Origin of the sequence: Microbacterium psychrotolerans, assembly GCF_031085295.1 — a bacterium.
GTDB lineage: Bacteria > Actinomycetota > Actinomycetes > Actinomycetales > Microbacteriaceae > Microbacterium > Microbacterium psychrotolerans.
Map to the genome: position 1 here is coordinate 807,477 of NZ_JAVFWO010000002.1, position 22,317 is coordinate 829,793.

Annotated in this window: 22 protein-coding genes and 1 pseudogene; 2 read left to right on the forward strand and 21 right to left on the reverse strand. The window is 68.8% G+C overall.

Features of this window, described 5'->3' with window-relative positions; genetic code table 11:
* Positions 1-15 precede the first annotated feature (15 nt).
* From Q9R08_RS08560 to Q9R08_RS08580, 5 genes are all read right to left on the reverse strand, one after another.
* Complete coding sequence (locus Q9R08_RS08560) at positions 16-480, reverse strand: cytochrome c oxidase subunit 4 (protein ID WP_308867506.1); 465 nt, start codon at positions 478-480, stop codon at positions 16-18.
* Positions 481-2,244: an aa3-type cytochrome oxidase subunit I gene (gene ctaD / locus Q9R08_RS08565; protein WP_308867507.1), complete on the reverse strand. Its 1,764-nt coding sequence runs from the start codon at positions 2,242-2,244 to the stop codon at positions 481-483.
* A gap of 2 nt (positions 2,245-2,246) precedes the next feature.
* On the reverse strand, positions 2,247-3,146 hold the full coding sequence (gene ctaC / locus Q9R08_RS08570) for an aa3-type cytochrome oxidase subunit II (protein ID WP_308867509.1): 900 nt from the start codon (positions 3,144-3,146) through the stop codon (positions 2,247-2,249).
* A gap of 169 nt (positions 3,147-3,315) precedes the next feature.
* Positions 3,316-3,681 carry an iron-sulfur cluster insertion protein ErpA gene (gene erpA, locus Q9R08_RS08575; RefSeq protein ID WP_194415776.1) on the reverse strand — a complete coding sequence of 122 codons (366 nt, stop codon included), beginning with the start codon at positions 3,679-3,681 and terminating at the stop codon, positions 3,316-3,318.
* Positions 3,682-3,807: 126 nt separating this feature from the next.
* Positions 3,808-5,208, reverse strand: coding sequence for a dipeptidase (locus Q9R08_RS08580; protein WP_308867511.1), 1,401 nt, complete (start codon positions 5,206-5,208; stop codon positions 3,808-3,810).
* Positions 5,209-5,255: 47 nt separating this feature from the next.
* Between Q9R08_RS08580 and Q9R08_RS08585 the strand changes: the two genes are divergently transcribed.
* On the forward strand, positions 5,256-5,852 hold the full coding sequence (locus Q9R08_RS08585; RefSeq protein ID WP_308867513.1) for a DUF3043 domain-containing protein: 597 nt from the start codon (positions 5,256-5,258) through the stop codon (positions 5,850-5,852).
* 27 nt (positions 5,853-5,879) lie between these two features.
* On the opposite strand, the gene Q9R08_RS08590 is transcribed toward Q9R08_RS08585, so the two are convergent.
* The 9 genes from Q9R08_RS08590 to Q9R08_RS08630 form a co-directional block, all read right to left on the reverse strand.
* The gene (locus Q9R08_RS08590; RefSeq protein ID WP_308867515.1) at positions 5,880-6,905 is read right to left on the reverse strand and encodes a quinone-dependent dihydroorotate dehydrogenase; all 1,026 of its coding nucleotides are present in this window, start codon (positions 6,903-6,905) and stop codon (positions 5,880-5,882) included.
* Between the two features lie 18 nt (positions 6,906-6,923).
* Positions 6,924-7,415, reverse strand: a complete 492-nt coding sequence (gene nrdR / locus Q9R08_RS08595) for a transcriptional regulator NrdR (protein WP_308867517.1) — start codon at positions 7,413-7,415, stop codon at positions 6,924-6,926.
* 31 nt (positions 7,416-7,446) lie between these two features.
* Complete coding sequence (gene hisD / locus Q9R08_RS08600; RefSeq protein ID WP_308867519.1) at positions 7,447-8,748, reverse strand: histidinol dehydrogenase; 1,302 nt, start codon at positions 8,746-8,748, stop codon at positions 7,447-7,449.
* A 136-nt stretch (positions 8,749-8,884) separates the two neighbouring features.
* A complete protein-coding gene (locus Q9R08_RS08605) occupies positions 8,885-9,970 on the reverse strand; it encodes a hypothetical protein (RefSeq protein WP_308867521.1) in 1,086 nt (361 codons plus the stop codon).
* Positions 9,971-10,089: 119 nt separating this feature from the next.
* Positions 10,090-13,560: a DNA polymerase III subunit alpha gene (dnaE, locus tag Q9R08_RS08610; RefSeq protein WP_418001338.1), complete on the reverse strand. Its 3,471-nt coding sequence runs from the start codon at positions 13,558-13,560 to the stop codon at positions 10,090-10,092.
* A 279-nt stretch (positions 13,561-13,839) separates the two neighbouring features.
* Entirely contained in the window at positions 13,840-14,919 is a 1,080-nt protein-coding gene (locus tag Q9R08_RS08615; protein ID WP_308867525.1) for a hypothetical protein, read from the reverse strand.
* Positions 14,894-15,499, reverse strand: a complete 606-nt coding sequence (locus Q9R08_RS08620; RefSeq protein ID WP_308867527.1) for an RNA polymerase sigma factor — start codon at positions 15,497-15,499, stop codon at positions 14,894-14,896. The genes Q9R08_RS08615 and Q9R08_RS08620 overlap by 26 nt, the downstream gene beginning before the upstream one ends.
* Positions 15,500-15,559: 60 nt before the next feature.
* On the reverse strand, positions 15,560-16,009 hold the full coding sequence (locus tag Q9R08_RS08625; RefSeq protein ID WP_308867529.1) for a DinB family protein: 450 nt from the start codon (positions 16,007-16,009) through the stop codon (positions 15,560-15,562).
* A 9-nt stretch (positions 16,010-16,018) separates the two neighbouring features.
* Positions 16,019-16,588, reverse strand: coding sequence for a GNAT family N-acetyltransferase (locus Q9R08_RS08630; RefSeq protein ID WP_308867531.1), 570 nt, complete (start codon positions 16,586-16,588; stop codon positions 16,019-16,021).
* Between the two features lie 77 nt (positions 16,589-16,665).
* Between Q9R08_RS08630 and Q9R08_RS08635 the strand changes: the two genes are divergently transcribed.
* On the forward strand, positions 16,666-17,145 hold the full coding sequence (locus tag Q9R08_RS08635; protein WP_308867532.1) for an NUDIX hydrolase: 480 nt from the start codon (positions 16,666-16,668) through the stop codon (positions 17,143-17,145).
* A 37-nt stretch (positions 17,146-17,182) separates the two neighbouring features.
* On the opposite strand, the gene Q9R08_RS08640 is transcribed toward Q9R08_RS08635, so the two are convergent.
* From Q9R08_RS08640 to ftsZ, 7 genes and pseudogenes are all read right to left on the reverse strand, one after another.
* Positions 17,183-18,103, reverse strand: coding sequence for an RluA family pseudouridine synthase (locus Q9R08_RS08640; RefSeq protein ID WP_308867534.1), 921 nt, complete (start codon positions 18,101-18,103; stop codon positions 17,183-17,185).
* A 211-nt stretch (positions 18,104-18,314) separates the two neighbouring features.
* Positions 18,315-18,893, reverse strand: a pseudogene (lspA, locus tag Q9R08_RS08645) (signal peptidase II); the annotation flags it as partial.
* 3 nt (positions 18,894-18,896) lie between these two features.
* Complete coding sequence (locus Q9R08_RS08650) at positions 18,897-19,469, reverse strand: DivIVA domain-containing protein (RefSeq protein WP_308867537.1); 573 nt, start codon at positions 19,467-19,469, stop codon at positions 18,897-18,899.
* Between the two features lie 137 nt (positions 19,470-19,606).
* On the reverse strand, positions 19,607-19,906 hold the full coding sequence (locus Q9R08_RS08655; RefSeq protein ID WP_308867539.1) for a YggT family protein: 300 nt from the start codon (positions 19,904-19,906) through the stop codon (positions 19,607-19,609).
* Positions 19,907-19,915: 9 nt separating this feature from the next.
* On the reverse strand, positions 19,916-20,380 hold the full coding sequence (locus Q9R08_RS08660) for a cell division protein SepF (RefSeq protein ID WP_308867697.1): 465 nt from the start codon (positions 20,378-20,380) through the stop codon (positions 19,916-19,918).
* Between the two features lie 32 nt (positions 20,381-20,412).
* Positions 20,413-21,099 (reverse strand): YggS family pyridoxal phosphate-dependent enzyme, encoded by a 687-nt coding sequence (locus Q9R08_RS08665; RefSeq protein WP_308867541.1) that lies wholly within the window; start codon positions 21,097-21,099, stop codon positions 20,413-20,415.
* A 46-nt stretch (positions 21,100-21,145) separates the two neighbouring features.
* Positions 21,146-22,297, reverse strand: a complete 1,152-nt coding sequence (gene ftsZ / locus Q9R08_RS08670) for a cell division protein FtsZ (protein ID WP_308867543.1) — start codon at positions 22,295-22,297, stop codon at positions 21,146-21,148.
* Between the last annotated feature and the right edge of the window lie 20 nt (positions 22,298-22,317).

A 22,317-nucleotide genomic window follows, 5' to 3' on the forward strand; every position in this document is an offset into this window, starting at 1 on the left:
GCGTCGGCTCGCCGATCAGCGAGCGAAGTATCCGCGGTAGTACTCGTAGACCCACCCGACGATCGCCACGACGAAGACGCCGATGCCGATGGGCATGAGCCATGCGCCCACCGCCAGGCCGATCATGCCGAGCGCTGCCGAGAAGGCGAGCACGATGGGCCACCACGACCACGGGCTGAACTCGCCGAGCTCCGGATCGCCGTCATCGATGTCGGCGGTCAGGACGTCCTCGGGCAGCTCGCCGCCCTGGGCGTTGTGCACCCGGCCGATGTAGAACGCGATGAGGGCGCCCATGAGAGCCGTGAACAGTAGCGCGATGCTGCCGACCCACTCGATCGAGAGGGTGACGGTCTCCCAGTAAGACTGGCCGCCGGTCGCATTGGTGTCCCAGTGCGACAACAGGTTCCACGCCGTGTAGACCACGGCGACGAGCAGGAAGAAGGCGGACAGCAGCCACCAGAGTCCGGCATTGGTACGCACTTACTTCACCTCTCCCTCGGCGAGGTCGGCAACCGGGGCGTCGGGCGCATCCTTCGCGGGACCGACGCCGACCGGGATACCCGCCTCGGGGTGGTTCAGGTCGAACGCGGGGCGCTCGCTGCGGATGCGCGGGATCGACGTGAAGTTGTGACGCGGCGGCGGGCACGAGGTGGCCCACTCCAGGGATGCGCCGTAACCCCACGGGTCGTTGACGGTGACGCGCGGCGCCTTGCGCGAGGTGATCCACACGTTGAAGAGGAACGGGATCATCGAAGCGCCGAGGATGACGGCACCGATCGTCGAGACCTGGTTCTGCCAGGTCCAGCCGTCGGCTTCCGAGTAGTCCGCGTAGCGGCGCACCATGCCGTCGACGCCCAGCCAGTGCTGGATGAGGAAGGTCATGTGGAAGCCGATGAACAGCATCCAGAAGTGCACGTAGCCGAGACGCTCGTTGAGCATGCGGCCGGTCCACTTGGGCCACCAGAAGTAGAAGCCGGCGAACATCGCGAACACGACCGTGCCGAAGACCACGTAGTGGAAGTGCGCTACGACGAAGTACGAGTCCGACAGCGCGAAGTCCAGCGGCGGCGACGCGAGGATGACGCCGGTGAGACCACCGAAGACGAACGACACCAGGAACCCGAGCGCGAAGACCATGGGGGTCTCGAAGGTGACGGAGCCTCGCCAGAGGGTGCCGATCCAGTTGAAGATCTTCACGCCGGTCGGCACCGCGATGAGCATGGTCATCAGGGCGAAGAACGGCAGTAGCACCGCGCCGGTCACGTACATGTGGTGGGCCCACACGGCGACCGAGAGGGCCGCGATCGCGATCGTCGCGTAGACGAGCGTCTTGTAGCCGAAGATCGGCTTACGGCTGAAGACCGGGAAGATCTCCGACACGATGCCGAAGAACGGCAGCGCGATGATGTACACCTCGGGGTGACCGAAGAACCAGAACAGGTGCTGCCACAGCAGCACGCCGCCGTTGGCCGGGTCGTAGATGTGAGCACCGAGCACGCGGTCTGCCGCGGCGGCGAGGATGGCGGCGGCCAGCACCGGGAATGCCATCAGGACCAGGATGCTCGTGATCAGCGTGTTCCACGAGAAGATCGGCATGCGCCACATGGTCATGCCCGGCGCGCGCATCGTGATGATCGTGGTGATGAAGTTCACCGCACCGAGGATCGTGCCGAAACCGCTCATGCCGAGGCCGAGCATCCAGAGGTTTCCTCCCGCGCCCGGCGAGAAGCTGGCGTTGGCGAGCGGCTGGTAGGCGAACCAGCCGAACGACGCCGCGCCCTGCGGGGTGAGGAAGCCGGCGACGGCGATCGTCGATCCGAAGAGGAACAGCCAGAAGGCGAATGCGTTCAGACGCGGGAACGCGACGTCCGGCGCACCGATCTGCAGCGGCAGGATCGCATTCGCGAAGCCTGCGAACAGCGGCGTCGCGAACATCAGCAGCATGATCGTGCCGTGCATCGTGAACAGCTGGTTGTACTGCTCCTTCGTCGGGATGATCTGCATGCCCGGCTCGAAGAGCTCCGCACGGATGATCAGCGCCATCACTCCGCCGAGGAGGAAGAAGATGACGGACGAGATGAGGTACAGGTAGCCGATCGTCTTGTGGTCGGTGGAGGTGATCCACTTGACGATGATGTTGCCCTTCTGCTCGACGCGCGAAGCGCTGAGCAGTGCGGCCTGACGCGGCGGCAGGGTGGTCGGGCGACCCTGCGTCGTCTCCTGGAGCGGAAGCGTCGTCGCCATGATCAGTGGTCTCCCTCTTCGTCTGACGCCTCGCCGGTAGCGCCCGTCCCGGGCTCGTTCTGCAGGCGGTCGTAGGCGTCGTTGATGTCACCGGTCTGACCGGCTTCGCGCAGCGAGTCGAGGTAGTCCTCGTACTCCTCCGGGCTCACGACATCCACGTTGAACAGCATCATCGAGTGGTACTCGCCGCACAGCTCGGCGCACTTGCCGGCGTACGTGCCCTCGCGGGTCGGCGTGAACGACCAGTAGTTGTCCTTGCCGATGTACATGTCCTTCTTGTACAGGAAGTCGATGATCCAGAAGGAGTGGATGACATCGCGGGACTGCAGCTTGATCTTGACCGTCTCGCCGACCGGCAGCACCAGGGTCGGGAGCTCGCTGATGACGTCGCCGCGCTCGTCGGTCTGGGCCTGGACGCCCATGGTCCACACGGTGTCGTCGTCGGTCTCGCCGTCGTACTGGAAGTCCCACGACCACTGCTTGCCGATCGCCGTGATCGACACGTCGGGGTCGTCGTACTGCGTCTCGAGGACCGTCTGGTCGCGCGCCGTGAAGGCGAAGAAGCCGATGACGAGGATGAGCGGCACGATCGTGTAGAAGATCTCGATCGGCATGTTGTAACGCAGCTGGACGGGCAGCCCCATCTGGCCCTTGCGACGCCGGTAGGCGATCGCGGCCCAGCCCATGAGACCCCACGTGACGACGCCGACGGCGAGCAGCACGATCCAGGAGTTGACCCAGAGGCCCGCGACCATGTCGGTGCGGTTCGTGGCCGGCTGGCCGTCTTCGGTGAACCCGGGGAGGAAGCCGTGCAGCTCGGTCGGGGTGCATCCGGCGAGGACTGCTGCCGTTGCGATCCCGAGCGGGAGAACGGCCCAGCGGATACGGCGTTTCGAAGGCACGGTGCACCTTTCCGATCACGAACAGGACTCCCGCCAGTCTAGGGCAAGCGTCCAGGGGATTCAGGCCATCCGCCCAGGTTGGATCGTGTCCCAGGGATCAAAAAAGGCGGGCCCGGGCGCCATTCGAAGCGCACCGGACCCGCCGGAAAAGTGTCGGATCCGAGACCGATCAGTGGAAGCTGTCGCCGCAGGCGCAGGAGCCCGCTGCGTTGGGGTTGTCGATGGTGAACCCCTGCTCCGAGATGGTGTCCTTGAAGTCGATCGTGGCGCCGTCGAGGTACGGGACGCTCATGTCGTCGATGATGACTTCGACGCCGTCGAAGTCGACGGTCTTGTCGCCGTCGAGGTAGCGCTCGTCGAAGTACAGCTGGTAGATCAGGCCGCTGCAGCCACCGGGCTGCACGGCGACGCGCAGGCGCAGGTCGTCGCGACCCTCCTGCTCGAGCAGGTTCTTGACCTTGCCGGCGGCGGCGTCGGTCAGCAGCACGCCATGCTCGCGGGCGGTCTGCTCGGTCGTCAGTGCGGTGTCGGTCATGGCACTCCTCCGGAAGGGCCGCCCTGATCGATCTTCCACTGCGGGCGGCGGGATGCGTCGATTCTACGCGGCCCGGCAGGGAGGAGGCTCCGAGATCGGCGTGTCCACGCCGATCTCGGAGACGGCCTACGCCTGCGAGGTGCGCGCGTCGAGCTTCTCGAGCAGCAGCGCCTCGGCCAGGACGGCGTTGCGGAAGGTCTCGAGGTGCAGCGATTCGTTCGGGCTGTGCGCCTTGGCGTGGGGGTCCTCGACGCCCGTCACCAGGATCTGGGCGCCCGGGAACTCCCGCACCAGGTCGGCGATGAAGGGGATCGACCCGCCGACGCCGATGTCGACCGACTCGACGCCGTAGCCCTCGCGCAGGGCCTCCCGCGCGGCCTCGACGGCCCAGCCCGAGGTGTCCACGAGGAACGCGTCGCCGAAGTCCTGGTCGCTGAACTCGAGCCGCGCCCCGAACGGGGCGTGCGCGCGCAGGTGCGCTTCGATGGCGGCATATGCGTCGCGTGCGCTCTGACCGGGGGCGATGCGCGCGCTGATGACCACGGCGATCTCGGGGCTCAGCGTGTTCGACGCGTTGACCACGGTAGGAGCGTCGATGCCGGTCACGGTGATGGACGGCTTGTTCCAGATGCGGCTGAGGATCGTGCCGCGTCCGACAGGCGAGACGCCCTGCGGAAGCCCGGCCTCGTCGCGCAGGGTCTCCTCGCTGTACGGCGGGGTGTCGGCATCCCGCTCCGTGAGGCCGGCCACCGCGACTGCTCCGTCGTCGTCCCACAGTGTCGCGAGCAGCTTGACCGTTGCCATCATGGCGTCGGGCACCGCTCCCCCGAACATGCCGGAGTGCGACGCGTGCTCGAGCGTGCGCACCCGCAGCGTGAAGCGGGTGTTGCCGCGCAGCGACACGGTCAGGGCGGGCGTCTTGGCATCCCAGTTGCCCGAGTCCGCGACGACGATCACATCGGCGCGGAGGGCGTCCGCATTGTCGGAGAGGAACTGCGCGAACGAGCGCGATCCCGCCTCCTCCTCGCCCTCGAAGAACAGCGCGACACCGAGGTCGAAGTCGTCGCCGAGGGCCTCCTTGAGCGCGCGGAGCGCGGCGAGGTGGGCCATGATGCCGGCTTTGTCGTCGGCGGCGCCGCGGCCGTACAGGCGGCCGCCGCGGACGGTCGGCTCGAACGGCGACGACTCCCACAGCAATTCGTCGCCGACGGGCTGCACGTCGTGGTGCGCGTACAGCAGGATCGTCGGGCGACCGTTGCGCGCGGCGCGCGTGGCCACGACTGCAGGGCTGCCCTGCTCCCCCGTGCCGGGGATGACGGCCGAGCGGATCTCGACGGTCTCGAACAGTCCGGTGTCGCGCACCAGCCCGGCGACCGCCTCGGCGCTGCGCTGCACCTCTGCGGGGTCGAACCCGGGGAATGCGACGGACGGGATGCGCACCAGCGTCCCGAGATCGGCCAGGGCGGAAGGAATGCCGGATGCCGCGGCTTCGCGCACAGCATCCTGTCGGGAGAGGTCAGAGGTCATGCGGGTAATCTTAAGTGCACCCCTACTCCGTACATCGAGGATCATCCGTGGCCAAGACACCTGCAGCACCTTCGTCCAACGACGCACCGTCGGAGGGCACCGCGCTGAACGGCGTCCCCCTCGGCGGTCCTTCGCCCAAGGGACGCCCCACTCCTTCCCGCGCCGAGCAGGAGGCCGCGCGCAAGCGGCCCCTCGTCGCCGACACGAAGGAGGCGAGGGCTCGCGCGAAGGCCGACCTCGCCACGCAGCGCGAGAAGGCCCGCATCGGCATGGCCAACGGCGACCAGCGCTACCTGCCCGCTCGGGACCAGGGCCCCCAGCGCAAGTTCGTGCGCGACTGGGTCGACGCCGGCTGGCACCTCGGCGAGGCGGTCATGCCCGCGATGGTGCTCGTGATCCTGGCGACGTTCCTTCCCATCCCGGCGCTGCAGTACTACGCGTTCGTCGGCCTCTGGATCTTCATCTTCTTCGTCGTCGGCGACATGGTGATCACGTCGATCACCATCAAGCGCGCGGTCAAGAAGAAGTTCGGCGAGGGCAAGGTCGAGAAGGGCCTCGGCTGGTACGCCGCGATGCGGACGGTGCAGATGCGGTTCCTGCGGCTGCCGAAGCCTCAGGTCAAGCGCGGCCAGAAGCCGGCGTGATCACTGCGCGCCCGGGGCCGCAGGGCCTCAGCGGCGCTTCGCCAGCCCGCGGTTGATCTGCCGGGCCCACAGCGGCCCGCGGTACAGGAAGGCCGTGTAGCCCTGCACGAGCGTGGCGCCGGCATCCAGCCGCTCCTGCACGTCGGCGGCGGTATCGACCCCGCCGACCGAGATCACCGCGAAGTCGGCGGGCACGGTCTCCCGCAGCAGCCGCAGCACCTCGAGCGCGCGCGGCTTCAGCGGCGCCCCCGACAGACCGCCGTCCCCGGCCGCGGCGATCGTGGCCGGGTCGGTGGCGAGGCCCTCGCGCGAGATGGTCGTGTTGGTCGCGATGATGCCCGCGAGCCCCGCATCGACGGCGAGCTGCGCGATCGCGACGATCTCGTCGTCGGACAGGTCCGGTGCGATCTTCACCAGCAACGGCGCCACGCCTGCCGCGGCACGCACGGCGTCCAGCAGCGGGCGCAGCGTCTCGACCGCCTGCAGGCCGCGCAGACCGGGCGTGTTCGGCGACGAGACGTTGACCACGAGGTAGTCGGCCAACGGCGCCAGCAGGGTTGCGCTGCGCACATAGTCGGCCGTCGCATCGGCGACGTCGACGACCCGGCTCTTGCCGATGTTGACGCCCAGCACCGCACGGCGTGAGCGCTTGCGCAGCCGCCGCAGGCGTGCCGCCGCCGCTTCCGCGCCGTGGTTGTTGAAACCCATGCGGTTCACGACGGCGCGATCCGGGATGAGCCGGAAGAGTCTCGGTCGCGGATTGCCGTCCTGCGGGATCGCGGTCACCGTGCCGACCTCGACGTGGCCGAAGCCCAGCGCGTGGAGGCCCGCGGCGCCCGTGACGTCTTTGTCGAACCCCGCGGCGACACCGAACGGCGACTCGAACCCGAGCCCCAGAGCCGTGGTCGCAAGCTGCGGCGCCGGACGCGTGATCGCTCGCGTCACCCACGAGAAGGGGGGTACCCCCAGCAGTCGGATCACGACCATCGCGCTGTGGTGGGCGGACTCGGGATCCATGCGCGACAGCACGGTGCGGAAGAGGAGGGGATACATCCCTCCTAGGCTATCCGGTCACTCCCCCGCGGCCGCCGCACCGTCATCGGGTGCGGGCACGCGTCCGTGGTCCACTCGCAGCTGCTCGATCGCGGCCTCGAAGTCCTCGAGTGAGTCGAAGGCCTGGTAGACGCTCGCGAACCGCAGGTAGGCGACCTCGTCGAGGTCGCGCAGCGGCCCGAGGATCGCCAGCCCGATCTCGTTGGCGTCGAGCTGCGAGGCGCCGGTCTGGCGGATGCTCTCCTCCACCGTCTGCGCGAGCACCGCGAGATCGGCATCCGTCACGGGGCGGCCCTGGCATGCTTTTCTTACGCCGGACATGACCTTCTCGCGGCTGAACGGCTCGATCACGCCGGAGCGCTTGATGACGTTGAGGCTGGCGGTCTCGATCGTCGTGAAGCGGCCGCCGCACTGAGGGCACTGACGACGGCGACGGATGCTGAGACCGTCGTCGCTGGTGCGCGAGTCGATGACGCGCGAATCGGCGTGGCGGCAGAACGGGCAGTGCATGGCAGAGACAGCCTACGCCGGGAATCCGGTCTCAGTCCTCGAACCGGGCCGTGATCGCCTCGCCGTGCGCGGGCAGCGCCTCGGCTTCGGCAAGCGTCACGATCGCATCGCGGACGACCGCGAGGGCGGCGCGGTCGTACTCGATGACCTGCTGCGGACGCAGGAACGTCGCGGCGGACAGCCCCGCCGAGTACCGCGCCTGCCCGCCGGTCGGCAGGACGTGGTTGCTCCCGGCCAGGTAGTCGCCGAGGCTCACCGGCGAGTCGGCGCCGACGAACACCGCGCCCGCGTGCACGAACTCCTCCGGACGCGGGTCGGCGAGGTGCAGCTCCAGGTGCTCGGGAGCGTAGGCGTTGCTGAACGCCGTCGCGGCGGCGAGGTCGTCCACGAGGACGATCGCCGACTGCGGGCCGGCGAGGGCTGTCGCGACGCGCTCGGCGTGGCGCGTCGCGGCGGAGCGCGGGGCGATCGCCTCCTGCACGTCGTCGGCGAGCTGCTCGGAGGTCGTCACGAGCACCGCCGAGGCCTGCTCGTCGTGCTCGGCCTGGCTGATGAGGTCGACGGCGACCAGGCGCGCATCGGCACTGTCGTCGGCGACCACGAGGATCTCCGTCGCGCCGGCTTCGGCATCCGTCCCGACCAGGCCGGCGACCGCCCGCTTCGCCGCTGCCACGAAGTTGTTGCCTGGGCCCGTGACGACGTCCACCGGCTCGAGGCCCAGTGACGCGACACCGTGCGCGAGCGCGCCGATGGCCCCCGCCCCGCCCATCGCATACACCTCGGTGACGCCGAGGAGGCGGGCCGCTCCGAGGATCACGGGGTGCACACGGCCGCCGAACTCCCGCTGCGGCGGTGAGGCGAGCGCGATCTCGCGGACGCCGGCGACCTGCGCGGGCACCACGTTCATCACGACGCTGGAGGGGTACACGGCCTTGCCGCCGGGGACGTAGAGGCCGACGCGGCGCACCGGCTGCCAGCGCTGGGTGACGCGCGCGCCGGGTCCGAGCTCGGTCACGGTCGGCGCGGGCACCTGAGCGGCCGAGGCCTCGCGTACCCGCGCGATCGCCTCTTCGAGCGCAGAGCGCACCGCGGGGTCGAGCGCCGCGAGCGCCTCGTCGAGGTGGGCGGCCGGAACACGGATGTCGTGGCCCGAGGCTCCGTCGAACTTCTCCGCCTGCTCGCGCAGCGCGACTTCGCCGCGGGCGGCGACGTCGTCCACGATGCGGGCGGCCGTCGCGAGAGCCTCTTCCCGTGCCGCGGCGGCGCGGGGAACGGTCGCGAGCAGTTCGGCGGGCGAGAGCGTGCGCCCGCGCAGGTCGATCGTCCGGAGCATCCGTCTACGGTACCGCGCCGATGAGACGACCTCGGCCGGATCCCGCAGCGACGACGGCTATCGCCCGGCGTCGCATATCGAGACCCGCCGGATCGAGCAGCGACGCCGGGCGCGAGCCCGGCGTCGCGTATCGAGATCAGCCGCGGGTGACGCCGGAGACGTCGTGCAGGTATCCGATGCGACCGTCCTCGTGGCGCACCACGAAGACGTCGCCGCGGTCCTCGATCACGAGCGCCCACGCTGTCGGACCGATGCGGAACACCGGGATGCCGATCTCGTCGACGATGTCGCGCTCCTCCGGGACGAGCGCCCAGAACGCCTGATGCTGCGGAGCGGTGGCGGCGGCGGGCTCGACCGTCGTCGAGGGGTGGTCGACGGGTTCGAACGACTCACGGGCGTGCGCAGGCTCAGTCGCGGCGGGTTCGGTCGCCGGCTCCGCGGAAACCGACTCGTCCGCCGCCGCGGCCTCCCGCTCGTCGAGCGGGATCACCGTGGTCTCCGCGTCGTCCGTCGTCGCGCGGGGGGTGTCCTCCAGGTCGTACCCGCGCGTCTCCGCGTCCCCGGCTGCCGCATAGGGAGCTGCGGGTGCCTGCGGCGCGGCCTCGGCGGAGTCGTCAGCGTAGGGCGTGTAGTCGGCGTCGGCCGCAGGCTCCGGGCGGACGTAGGCGGGGCGGGGTGCCACCGGCAGGACGGGACGGGCGTTGCGGTGCGCCGGAATCTCGGGGCGCCCGCGGAAGTCCTGCGCGAACGGCGCGATGAACGGAGCCAGGACCGTCAGCACCACGCCGGCGAGCATGAGGAAGAACTCGACCCAGACCACCCAGGTCGCGACGAACACGCGCCCGCTCGCGAGCCGGATGAAGGAGTTCCAGATGATCGTCAGCCACAGCACGGTGGAGACCGAGAACGCGACCGACGCGAACTGGTCGATGCCGAGCGATCCGACTCGGCGGATGCCCTGCGGCGAGAGCCGGCGCAGCACGATGAGGAACACCGCGACCGTGGGCACACCGACGGTCAGCACCCAGTCGATACCGCTGCTCCAGACCGACGGACCTTCACCGAGAGCGCCGTAGATCGGGAAGAACGACACCACGAACGCGACGAGCCACGTGCCCGCGAGGGCGACTTCGCGGATCGAGAAGGGCCCTACTCCGTACTGCGGCGGCTCTTCGGTCGCGACCGCCTCGTCGATGTTCCCGTCCTGATTCTCGTCCGTCACGATCGTCCCTTCCGGCAGGCCTGAAGCCCGCGTCGACCCGATATTACCCACGGCGTATGAGACGCCGATGAGACCACGCGCGGCGTCCACCGCATCCGTCGCCGCCTGTGTGTCACGCCTCAACCCAGGCACTGCGGCCCGAGCAGACCCTTCAATTCGCCGTAGAGGTCAGGGGTTATCCGCACCGTGTGCGGGACCTCGAAGACCTTCGCCACCGTCCCGCTGTGGAGCTTCAACGACACCTCGGTGTCGCCCGCGTGGCGGTTCAGCGTCTGCAGCAGCTCGCCGATGAGGGCCTCGCTTGCGCGGCGCTCCGGCATCACCAGCACCAGCGAACTGGAGTCGTCCGTCGTGCCCAGATCGGGCGTGAACGCCGACTGCGCGTGCAGGTTCATCCCGTCGTCGCGCCGAGACACGCGTCCTCGTACGACGAGGATCGAGTCGGCTTGCAGCATGTGCTGGAACTCGGTGTAGGTCTTGCCCATGAACATGACGGTGATCTCGCCGTCGAAGTCCTCGACGGTGATCATGCCGTAGGGGTTGCCGCTCTGCTTGGCGACGCGATGCTGGACGCTCGTCACCAGCCCCGCGATCGTGACCTGGTCGCCATCGCCGACGTCCTCCGAGGCGAGCAGGTCGTGGATGCTGGTCGACGCGTGCTTCGCGAGCGGGATCTCGAGACCTGCGAGCGGGTGATCCGATACGTAGAGACCGAGCATCTCGCGTTCGAAGGCGAGCTTGTCCTTCTTGGTCCACTCCGGCCGTGCCGGGACCTTCGGCGGTACGACCTCCTCGACGGCGTCGTAGAGACTGTCGAAGTCGAACCCGATGGCTCCCTGAGCCTCGTTGCGCTTGCGATCGACCGCCGCCTCGGTGGCGTCCTCGTGGACTTCCAGGAGCGCTCGACGGGTGTCACCCATCGAATCGAACGCGCCCGCCTTGATCAGGGACTCGATGGTCCGCTTGTTCGCCACGTGCATCGGGACCTTGACCAGGAAGTCGTGGAACGACGTGAACTTCCCGTCCTTGCGTGCCGCCACGATCCCGTCGACGACGTTGGCGCCCACGTTGCGGACAGCACCCAGCCCGAACCGGATGTCCTCTCCGACGGCCGCGAAGTACCGGATCGACTCGCCCACGTCGGGCGGCAGCACCTTGATTCCCATGCGGCGGCACTCGTTGAGGTAGACCGCCATCTTGTCTTTCGAGTCACCCACGCTGGTGAGGAGCGCGGCCATGTACTCGGCCGGATAGTGGGCCTTCAGATATGCGGTCCAGTACGACACGAGGCCGTACGCGGCCGAGTGCGCCTTGTTGAACGCGTAGTCGGAGAACGGCAGCAGGATGTCCCACAGCGCCTTGATGGCGTCCTCGCCGAAGCCGCGCTCCTTCATGCCGCCCGAGAAGCCCTCGTACTGCTTGTCGAGCTCGGACTTCTTCTTCTTGCCCATGGCGCGGCGGAGGATGTCGGCCTGTCCGAGCGAGAACCCGGCCACCTTCTGGGCGATCGCCATCACCTGCTCCTGATAGATGATCAGGCCGTAGCTGATGTCGAGGATGTCCCGGAGCGGCTCTTCGAGCTCGGGGTGGATCGGCGTGACCTCCTGCTGACCGTTCTTGCGCAGCGCGTAGTTGATGTGCGAGTTGGCGCCCATCGGGCCCGGACGGTACAGCGCGATCACAGCCGAGACGTCTTCGAAGTTGTCGGGCTTCATCAGGCGCAGGAGCGACCGCATCGGCCCGCCGTCGAGCTGGAACACGCCCAGGGTGTCGCCCCGCGTCAGCAGGTCGTAGGCGGGGCGGTCATCGAGCGCGAGGTGTTCGAGGTCGAGCTCCTCGCCCCTGTTCATGCGGATGTTGTCGAGGGCATCGGAGATGATCGTGAGGTTGCGCAGCCCCAGGAAGTCCATCTTGATGAGTCCGAGTGTCTCGCACGACGGGTAGTCGAACTGCGTGACGATCTGGCCGTCCTGCTCGCGGCGCATGATCGGGATGATGTCGAGCAGCGGCTCGCTCGACATGATGACGCCCGCTGCGTGAACGCCCCACTGACGCTTGAGGCCCTCGAGCCCCAGCGCGCGATCGAAGACCGTCTTCGCGTCGGGGTCGGTGTCGATGAGGGCGCGGAACTCGCTGGCTTCCTTGAACCGGGGATGCTGCGCGTCGAACATTCCGCTCAGGGGCATGTCCTTGCCCATGACGGCCGGCGGCATGGCCTTGGTGAGCCGCTCCCCCATGCTGAACGGGAAGCCGAGCACGCGCCCCGCGTCCTTCAGCGCCTGCTTCGATTTGATCGTGCCGTAGGTGACGATCTGCGCAACGCGCTCGGAACCGTACTTCTCTGTGACGTAGTCGATGACCTCGCCGCGGCGGCGGTCGTCGAAGTCGACGTCGAAGTCGGGCATCGAGACGCGGTCCGGGTTCAGGAACCGCTCGAAGATGAGGCCGTGCTCGAGGGGATCGAGGTCGGTGATGCGCATCGCGTAGGCGACCATGGAGCCGGCGCCGGAGCCGCGGCCGGGACCGACGCGAATGCCGTTGTCCTTCGCCCAGTTGATGAAGTCGGCGACGACGAGGAAGTAGCCCGGGAACCCCATCTGGAGGATGATGCCGGTCTCGTACTCGGCCTGCTTGCGCACCTTGTCGGGGATGCCGCCGGGGTAGCGGTAGTGGAGACCTGCCTCGACCTCTTTCACGAGCCAGCTGTCTTCGGTCTCGCCGTCCGGGACCGGGAAGCGCGGCATGTAGTTCGCGCTGGTGTTGAACTCGACCTCGCACCGCTCGGCGATGAGCAGTGTGTTGTCGCAGGCCTCCGGGTGGTCCCGGAAGATCTGTCGCATCTCCTGCGCGGTCTTGATGTAGTAGCCGTCGCCGTCGAACTTGAACCGGTTCGGGTCGTCGAGCGTCGACCCGGACTGCACGCAGAGCAGCGCCGCATGCGCGTCGGCCTCGTGCTGGTGCGTGTAGTGGGAGTCGTTGGTGGCGACGAGCGGGATGTCGAGGTCTTTGGACAGCCGGATCAGGTCGGTCATGACTCGGCGCTCGATCGAGAGGCCGTGGTCCATGATCTCGGCGAAGTAGTTCTCTTTGCCGAAGATGTCCTGGAACTCCGCGGCCGCCGCGCGGGCGGCGTCGTACTGCCCCAGGCGGAGGCGCGTCTGCACTTCGCCGGAGGGGCACCCCGTGGTCGCGATGAGGCCCTTGCCATAGGTCTCGAGAAGCTCGCGGTCCATGCGGGGCTTGAAGTAGTAGCCCTCCATGCTCGAGAGGGAGCTCAACCGGAAGAGGTTGTGCATCCCCTCCGTGGTCTGGCTCCACATCGTCATGTGCGTGTAAGCGCCGGAGCCCGAGACGTCATCGCCCTTCTGCTCGGGCGTGCCCCACGCGACGCGCGACTTGTCGCTGCGATGCGTGCCGGGCGTGACGTACGCCTCGAGCCCGATGATCGGATTGACGCCCGCGGCCTTGGCCGCGTTGTAGAACTCGAACGCCGCGAAGGTGTTGCCATGGTCGGTGACCGCGATGGCCGGCATGCCGTACTCGGCCGCGGCCTGCGTCATGGCGCCGATCTTGGCGGCACCGTCCAGCATCGAGTACTCGCTGTGCACGTGCAGATGAACGAAGGAGTCGGATGCCACGGATCGAGTCTAGGTTCGGCCGCCGACACCGGCCGCGGGTGCTCGCGTGAGTCGCGGACTCGCGCGGAGAGGTCGGTTCACCCTCCAGTCGAAGGTGAAAGTGAGGTTCGCGACACAGGCTCACCCTCACGTGGAGAGTTGAGGGCGAAGGGTGAACTCACCGCGCCACTCGCGACAGTGGCGAGCGGATATGTCCGCTCGCCACTGTCGTGAGGCTGCTCTCCTTGATGATCAGGGCGCCGCGTCTACGGTCGAGACGGTCGAGACGGTCCGGCTCTGCCAGTCGGGAACGCCGTCGAATGCGATGGGCTCGACGTACTCCCCCATCCCCCAGTTGGTCGACTGCACGATGTAGCCGCGGGCGGTGTCGAGGACGAACTCGACCCGAGCGGAACCCGCCTCGAAGCCCTGCTCGTAAGCGAGCGTGGTGAGGTCCCCGTCGCTGGACACGACCTCGACGCCTGGCAGCGATGCGAACGCCCTGAGCATTCCGGCCCGCGCATCCGCCGGCGCGAGATTGAACGACATGAGGTCGCCGAGCGTCTCCACGAAGAAGTGGGCCATACCGTCCGACTCGCCTTCCGCGCCGTACCGCTCCTCGAACCAGGCGACCACTCCGCCGGGGTCCGTCGGCATGTCCGCGTAGGTCTCCCGGCCGTCCAGGTGGTAGGTCACCACATCGCCGTCCCGACCGCCCTCGACGATGCCGGCGGGGTACCGCGTCACGCCCGACAACCCCGCCCCTGGATTCATCTCCCGCCCCCAGGTCTCGGAAGCCTCCGCGGACCGCGGTCCGACCGACTCGGCCACGTGATAGGCCGTCCGCTCCCGCACCCACTCGCCCCCGGGGTCGGCGGGCACATAGACGCTCGACTCGTCCTCGATCAGCAGGACGGCTTCCGCGTCCCTACGGGATGCGTTGTTGAACTTCGCACCTGGCGGCATCTGCTCGTCGTACGTCGTCGCCCATGTGAATGCGGTGTCGATGCGCGTGTAACTCCCTGCAGGCACGACCTCCTCGGCCGCCCTGATGCTCGCCTCCGCCGCCTTCTCCAGCACCTCCGCGGCCGACGCTGCCGGCGCCGTGGCGGGCACGGCGACCAACCCGATCACCAGCGCCGTCGCGGCGAGCCCACCGGCCAGCGCCGAGCCGCCGATCCACCGTGCTGTCCGGCCGCGAATGGCGACGGCACCCGCTCGCTCCTCCCGAGCGATCTCGCGCAGGAGGGCATGACGCGCCTCATCGATGCCGGCAGGGCCCACCGGCAGGGCGTCGGCCCCGATCTCACGCACTCGTTCCATAAGCTCCATCGGTCTCCTCCTTCGCGATCCAGGTCAGCCGGGCGGACGATCTCGACCCCGGTGGCGCGAGCCTGCGGCGCACGCGATTGAGACGCGACCGCACGGTGCCGACGGGCACCCCGAGCGCGACGGCGACCTCCTCATACGTGAGGTCGCCCCACGCGTACAGCAGGAGCGTCTCCCGGTCGCGCACGCCGAGAGCGGCGATGCGCGGCGCCAGCGCGCGGACGGCGGCGGATGCATCCGCTCTCGCCGCGGCCTGCTCGATCGCGCCGTCGCTCACGTGGTCGCCCCGCGAGACCGAGGCCTCGAACGAACGCCACTGCCGGGCTTCGTCGGCGCGATGCTTCTTCATCACTCGCGAGGCGATGCCGAGCAGCCAGGGCTTCGCCGACTCCCACGTGTGATCGAAGTCAGCCCGCCGCCGAAATGCGACCAGCATCGTCTCGCTCAGGACGTCCTGCGCGGCATCCGACCCGACCCGCCGCGCCGCGAACGCGCCGATCACCCGCGCATGCCGCTCGAACAGCTCGGCGAACGCTGATGGGGCGTCGAGGGACCGGCGGATGATCTCGCGGTCGGTGTTCACTCCTGTTGTTGGGCTCACATCGGGTATTGCCGGATGCCGCGGGAACGGTTCACGGAATTCTCAGAAGTCCTCGTCGAGCGCGTACTGCTGCTGCCAGGAGTGGGGCCTGTCGATGCCGAGGCCGTAGAGGTAGCGGATCAGCTGACCCTGGTGCATGGTCTCGTGCTCGAGCAGCGCCAGCACGTAGCGCAGCGAGTCGTCGTCGCCGGCGTCGATGCCGCCGATCCACTCGTCGACGTCTGTCGAGGTCCGCACGAATGCCGAGCGCACAGTGGCCGCATCCGATCCGCCATCGGCGGTGACAGGGCTCGTGAACCCCTGCCACTCCCCCGCTCGCGCGGCGCGCGGAAAGCTCTCCCGGGCGCCGAGGACGCACCAGAGCTGATGGCCGATCGTGTCGGAGGGAAGATCTGCCAGGCGCGACCCGAGCTGCTCGGGCGGGATGGTGTCGAGGAAGTCGAGGTAGAGGGTGTTCGCACGTTCGAGGCGGCTTCGCAGGAGGTCGTTCACGCGTCCACGCTAGAGGTCGAGGCGCATGAGCACACGGGGGAATCCGGAGAGCACCGACGTCGTGTCGGCTGCCTTGACGAAGCCCGCCTGCTCGAAAAGGCGCTTCGTGCCGACGTAGGCCATCGTGAGATCCACCCTGGCGTCGCCGTTGTCGACCGGGTACCCCTCGATCGCGGGAGCTCCGCTCCTGCGCGCGAAGTCCACCGCACCGTCGATCAGCGCGTGCATCACACCCTTCTTGCGATGACCCGGCCGTACGCGGAAGCACCACAGCGACCAGACATCGAGGTCATCGACATGGGGGATCTTGCGGAAGGTGGCGAAGTGCGTTCTGGTGCGAGGCGCGACCGCCGCCCAGCCGACGGGCTCGTCGCCGTCGTACGCCAGCACCCCGATCGGCCCCTCCTCGTCCATGAGCCGGCGCACGCGTTCGGCGCGCTCCGGCCCGCGCAGGGCGGTCGCCTCCTTCGCTGGGATGCGGTAGCTCAGGCAGAAGCACACATTGGATGCCGGATTCTTCGGCCCCACCAGAGTCGCGACGTCCTCGAACACCGTGGCCGGTCGCACCTCGATCGTCATGCGACCACTGTGCCCCCGGCATCCGACATCGTCTAGCGCCCGGTTCACCCCCGCCTGGGTCGCTCTAGGGTGATGTCATGCCCACCCCCGACTTCGTCCTCGATCTGCGCCGTTTCGTCGGCACCCGGCCGCTGCCGCTCGTCGGCGTGACGGCCGTCGTACTGCACGACGACCGCGTGCTTCTCGGCCGCCGCAGCGACAACGGCGCCCTCACGCCGGTCACCGGCATCGTGGATCCTGGTGAGGAGCCGGCTGACGCCGCGGTGCGCGAGACGCTGGAGGAGGCTGGTGTCGCATGCCGCGCCGAGCGCCTCGCCTGGGTGCACCAGATCCCGCGCGTCACCTATGAGAACGGCGACCAGAGCGATTACCTCGACCTGACCTTCCGGTGCCGCTTCGTATCGGGCGAGCCTTATCCGGCTGACGGGGAGATGAGCGAGGTCGGCTGGTACGCGCTCGATGCGCTGCCCGCGCTCCAGCTCTCGGACGACATGCGCGGACGCATCCAGGCCGCCCTGCGCGAGGAGGACGTCGCCCGCTTCGAGGGCGGTCGCTGACCTGCCTCGCGCCGTGATGGCGGCGGGGTCGGCGGGCTCAGTCGCCGCGCAGAATCGCGAGCGCGTGAGCGAGATCGGCGGGGTAGGCCGACGTGAAGGTGACCCACTCCCCCGTGTTCGGATGGGCGAACGAGAGCTCGCGGGCGTGCAGCCACTGGCGGGTGAGGCCGAGCCTGGCGGACAGCGTCGGGTCGGCGCCGTAGAGGGGGTCGCCGACGCACGGATGCCGGTGCGCGGCCATGTGCACGCGGATCTGGTGCGTGCGACCGGTCTCGAGGTGGATCTCGAGCAGCGAGGCGCCGGGGAAAGCTTCGAGCGTCTCGTAGTGCGTGACGGAGTCCTTGCCGTCGGGCGTCACGGCGAACTTCCACGAGTGGGACGGATGCCGCCCGATGGGCGCGTCGATCGTCCCGGCGAGGGGGTCGGGGTGGCCCTGCACGACGGCGTGGTAGATCTTCTCGACCTCGCGCTCCTTGAACGCGCGCTTGAGCGCGACATAGGCGCTCTCGGTCTTGGCGACCACCATGAGGCCGCTCGTGCCGACGTCGAGGCGGTGCACCACGCCCTGGCGCTCCGCGGCACCTGTTGTCGCGATGCGGTAGCCGCCGGCGGCGAGGGCGCCGAGCACGGTCGGCCCCTCCCACCCGAGCGACGGGTGGGCGGCGACTCCGGTGGGCTTGTCGACCACCACGATGTCGTCGTCGTCGTAGACGATGCCGAGGTCGGGAACCTCGACGGGGATGACGCGCGGCTCCTCCTTGGGTGCCCACGACACGTCGAGCCACGCGCCGCCGCGGAGCTTGTCGGATTTCGCGAGCGTCCGCCCGTCCATCGTCACGCCGCCGGCATCGGCCACGTCCGCCGCGAAGGTACGCGAGAACCCGAGCATCTTCGCCAGTGCAGCATCGACGCGCGTGCCGTCGAGCCCGTCGGGAACGGGAAGGCTCCGCGACTCCACGTCAGATCTCGGCGTCGCGCCCAGGGCGGCGGTGCTCCGGCTCGGCTTCGTACTCCTCCGCCTCGCGCTCGGCCTCAGCCTCGACCTCGAGCTGCTCGCTCTCCGTCAGCGGCGGGAGACCGCGCTCGTCGGCGGGGATGCCGGCATCGGCATCCGCCACCGGGAACTCGCTGCCGAATCCTGCCACCGCACCGCCCGGTGCGAACTGGTCGCCGTCGGCGCCCAGCAGGGTTTCGGTTTCCTCTTCGTCATTGCGGCCGCGGTCGCGCGATCCGTCCATGTGCACCCCCACGAGTACCAGCAGTGCGATCGCGATCATGTCGCACACGATGAAGATGTCGGCGATGTTGTAGATCGCCGGCGACATGCCGGGGAAGAACCACATCCACGGCGTGTTGATGAAATCCACGACATGCCCGACCGCGAACCCGGGGTTGCGGAAGAGCCGGTCGGTCAGGTTTCCCAGGACCCCGCCGAGAAGGAGTCCGAGCGCGACGGCCCACAGCCGTGAGCGCACCCGTGTCGCGGCGAGCCACGCGATGACGCCGGCCACAGCGGCCAGCGCGATCGTGAAGATCCACGTGACCTCCTCGCCGAGCGAGAAGGCGGCACCAGGATTGCGTGTCAGATAGAAGCTCAGGAAGTCGCCGAGGACCTCCACGGGCTCCTGGTACGGCAGATTCTCGAGAGCGAGATACTTCGCGAACTGGTCGGCGGCCAGCACCAGCACCGCGAGACTCGCGATGATGATGCCGGCCGCCGCCTGACGAAGGGGAGGTCGACGCGTCAAGGCCTAGAGGCCCAGCGCCGAGACCGGCTGTGCGCCGGACGTCGTCGCCGAGGTCTCGAGGTCGCGCAGCTTGCCCTCGATGTAGCTGCGCAGCTGAGCGCGGTAGTCGCGCTCGAAGTTGCGCAGCTCGGTGATGCGGCCCTCGAGCGTGGTGCGCTCGCGGTCGAGCTTGGCAAGCTCCTCGCGGCCGCGGGTCTCAGCCTCGGACACGATGGAGGCCGCCTGCGACTTGGCGTCGGAGATGAGCTGGTCGCGCTGGGCGATGCCCTCGGCGACGTGCTCGTCGTGCAGGCGCTGGGCCAGCTCGATGATGCCTGCGCTCGCGGCGGGGGCGGCACCGGCGACCGGAGCGGCCTCGGATGCCGGGGCGGGAGCGGGCTCGGCGGCACGTGCGGGAGCGGCACCCGACTCGTACGCCGCCAGCTTGGCCTTCAGCTCCTCGTTCTCAGTGAGAGCCTTGCGCCACTCCACGACGATCTCGTCGAGGAAATCGTCCACCTCGTCGGGGTCGAAACCCTCCTTGAAGCGGACGTGCTGGAACTGCTTGGTGACGACGTCATCGGGGGACAATGCCATGGTGATTCCTCTTTCGAGCGTCTGGTCGCTGGCCGATGTCGGGGCGACCGCCGGCTGGCGGCCGTTCGTATCAGCAAAGCATAGTCATCGGTTCTGAGAGTGTCGAAGGCGACGCCCGGGTCGCGGCGCGTCGCGCTTCAGCCCGCGAGCGTGCGCGTGATGCTGAGCAGGATGAAGCAGCCCAGCATCGTCAGCGCGAACCCGAAGTCGATCGCGATGGCGCCCACGCGCAGCGGCGGGATGAAGCGCCGGAACAGCTTTATGGGCGGGTCGGTGACGGTGTAGATGAGCTCCGCAACGACGAGCCCGGCGCCGCGCGGGCGCCATTCGCGGTTGAAGAACGGGATCCAGTCGAGGATCAGCCGCGAGAGCAACACGAAGACATAGAGCAGCAGCGCGAGGTTGAGGATCGCTGCGATGAGTTGGACGACGGCCACGTAGCCAGACTACGGCTGCGTGAAGGGGACCGACTCCGGATCGGCCTGCGCGACGGCACCGTCGCCCGATACGGCGACATTTTCGGGCGAGAGCAGGAAGACCTTGCTCGTGACGCGCTCGATGCGTCCGTACAGGCCCAGCGAGAGGCCGCTGGCGAAGTCGATCAGGCGCCGCGCGTCGGCGTCGCTCATCTGCGAGAGGTTGATGATGACGGGGATGCCGTCACGGAAGTTCTCGGCGATGACCTGGGCATCACGGTACTGCTTGGGGTGCACCGTGAGGATCTCGTTGATCGTCGCCGGCGCCGGCTGACGGACGACCGCGGGCCGGTGGATCGGGGTCACCGGCGCGGCCGGCTTATCGACGACCTGCTCCGACTTGCGAGCACGCGGCTGGGGCGCCGGCTCTTCGTAGACCTCTTCCTCGTCGGCGAGTCCGAGGTACACCATGGTCTTCTTGAGCGGGTTCGACATCTGATCCTCCGTAGTGCTCATCTGTTCCGAGGTTAACCGGGTTCTGGTCTGGGGCCCGTGATTGCCGAACCGATCCGAAGGTGTGTCGCGCCGGCCGCGATCGCTTCGGCGAAGTCCGCGGTCATGCCGGCCGAGATCCAGTCGGCGTCGGGCACGACCGCGCGCACGACGCCCGCGAGGGCGTTCAGGCGCGCGAACGCGGGCGCCGGCGGCTCGTCGAGCGGCGCGACCGCCATCACGCCGCGTACGCGCAGCGAGGGCAGCGCTGCCGTGTGTGCGGCGAGGGCCTCGAGCTCCGCAGGCGCCACGCCGCCGCGACCGGGGTCGTCGGTGAGGTTGACTTGCAGCAGCACGTCGAGCGACGGATCGCCCGGCTCGGCAGCCGCATCCAGAGCGTCGGCGAGGCGGGCGCGATCGAGTGAATGGACGACGGATGCCGCCGCCCGGATCGCTCGCGCCTTGTTGGTCTGCGCCTGCCCGATGAAATGCCACCGCAGTCCGGCGAGGCTGCCCACCTCGCCGACCTTGCGACTGAACTCCTGCTGCCGGTTCTCCCCCACGTCGCGCACGCCGAGGTCGTACAGCTCCTCGACGAGCGACGCGGGGTGGAACTTCGTCACGACGATGCGGGTGAGCTCCGAGGGATCACGGCCTGCCGCGCGTGCGGCATCCGCGATCCGCTCATCGATCGCCGCGAGGCGCGAACGTAGGTCTCCCACGGTGTCCTGGCTTGTCGGAGGGCGATCCGCGAGCGTGCCGATGGGCTTACTTGAGGAAGTCGGGGATGTCGAGGTCGTCGTCGCCGAAGGCCGTGTCGTACGAGGACTCGGTGACGGCGCCGACCGACACGGGCACGACCGACTGCTCGACGACGTCGCGGTCCTTCGCCGCCTCGTCGGCGGGCGTCGCCGGCACAGCGGGTGTCGAGACGATGCGCGAGGCGGTGATCGGCTCGATGCGCGTCTGAGGCTCACCACCGTCGAACCCTGCCGCGATGACCGTGACGCGCACCTCGTCGCCGAGGGTGTCGTCGATCACCGTGCCGAAGATGATGTTGGCCTCGGGGTGCGCGGCCTCCTTGACCAGCTGCGCGGCGTCGTTGATCTCGAAGATGCCGAGGTTCGACCCGCCCTGGATCGACAGCAGCACGCCGTGCGCACCCTCGATCGACGCTTCGAGCAGCGGGGACTCGACCGCGAGCTCGGCAGCCTTGATGGCGCGATCCGCCCCGCGTGCCGAGCCGATGCCCATGAGGGCGGATCCGGCTCCCTGCATGACCGACTTGACGTCGGCGAAGTCGAGGTTGATCAGACCCGGCGTCGTGATGAGGTCGGTGATGCCCTGCACACCGGCGAGGAGCACCTGGTCGGCCGTCGCGAACGCCTCGATCATCGAGATGCCACGGTCGCTGATCTCGAGGAGGCGGTCGTTCGGCACCACGATGAGGGTGTCGACCTCTTCCTTGAGTCGTCCGACGCCCGTCTCGGCCTGCTGCTGACGACGGCGACCCTCGAACGAGAAGGGCTTGGTCACGACACCGATGGTGAGGGCGCCGATCGACTTGGCGATCTTCGCGACCACCGGGGCACCGCCGGTGCCCGTGCCGCCGCCCTCGCCCGCGGTCACGAAGACCATGTCGGCGCCGCGGAGCGCCTCCTCGATCTCCTCGGCATGGTCTTCGGCGGCGCGCCGACCCACCTCGGGGTCGGCACCTGCGCCGAGCCCCCGGGTCAGTTCGCGCCCCACGTCGAGCTTGACGTCGGCGTCGCTCATCAGCAGCGCCTGGGCGTCGGTGTTGATGGCGATGAACTCGACGCCCCGCAGACCGAGCTCGATCATGCGGTTGACCGCGTTGACGCCGCCGCCGCCGACGCCGACGACCTTGATCACGGCGAGGTAGTTCTGGTTCTGGCTCATGCCGGCCTCCGTAGCCCTGG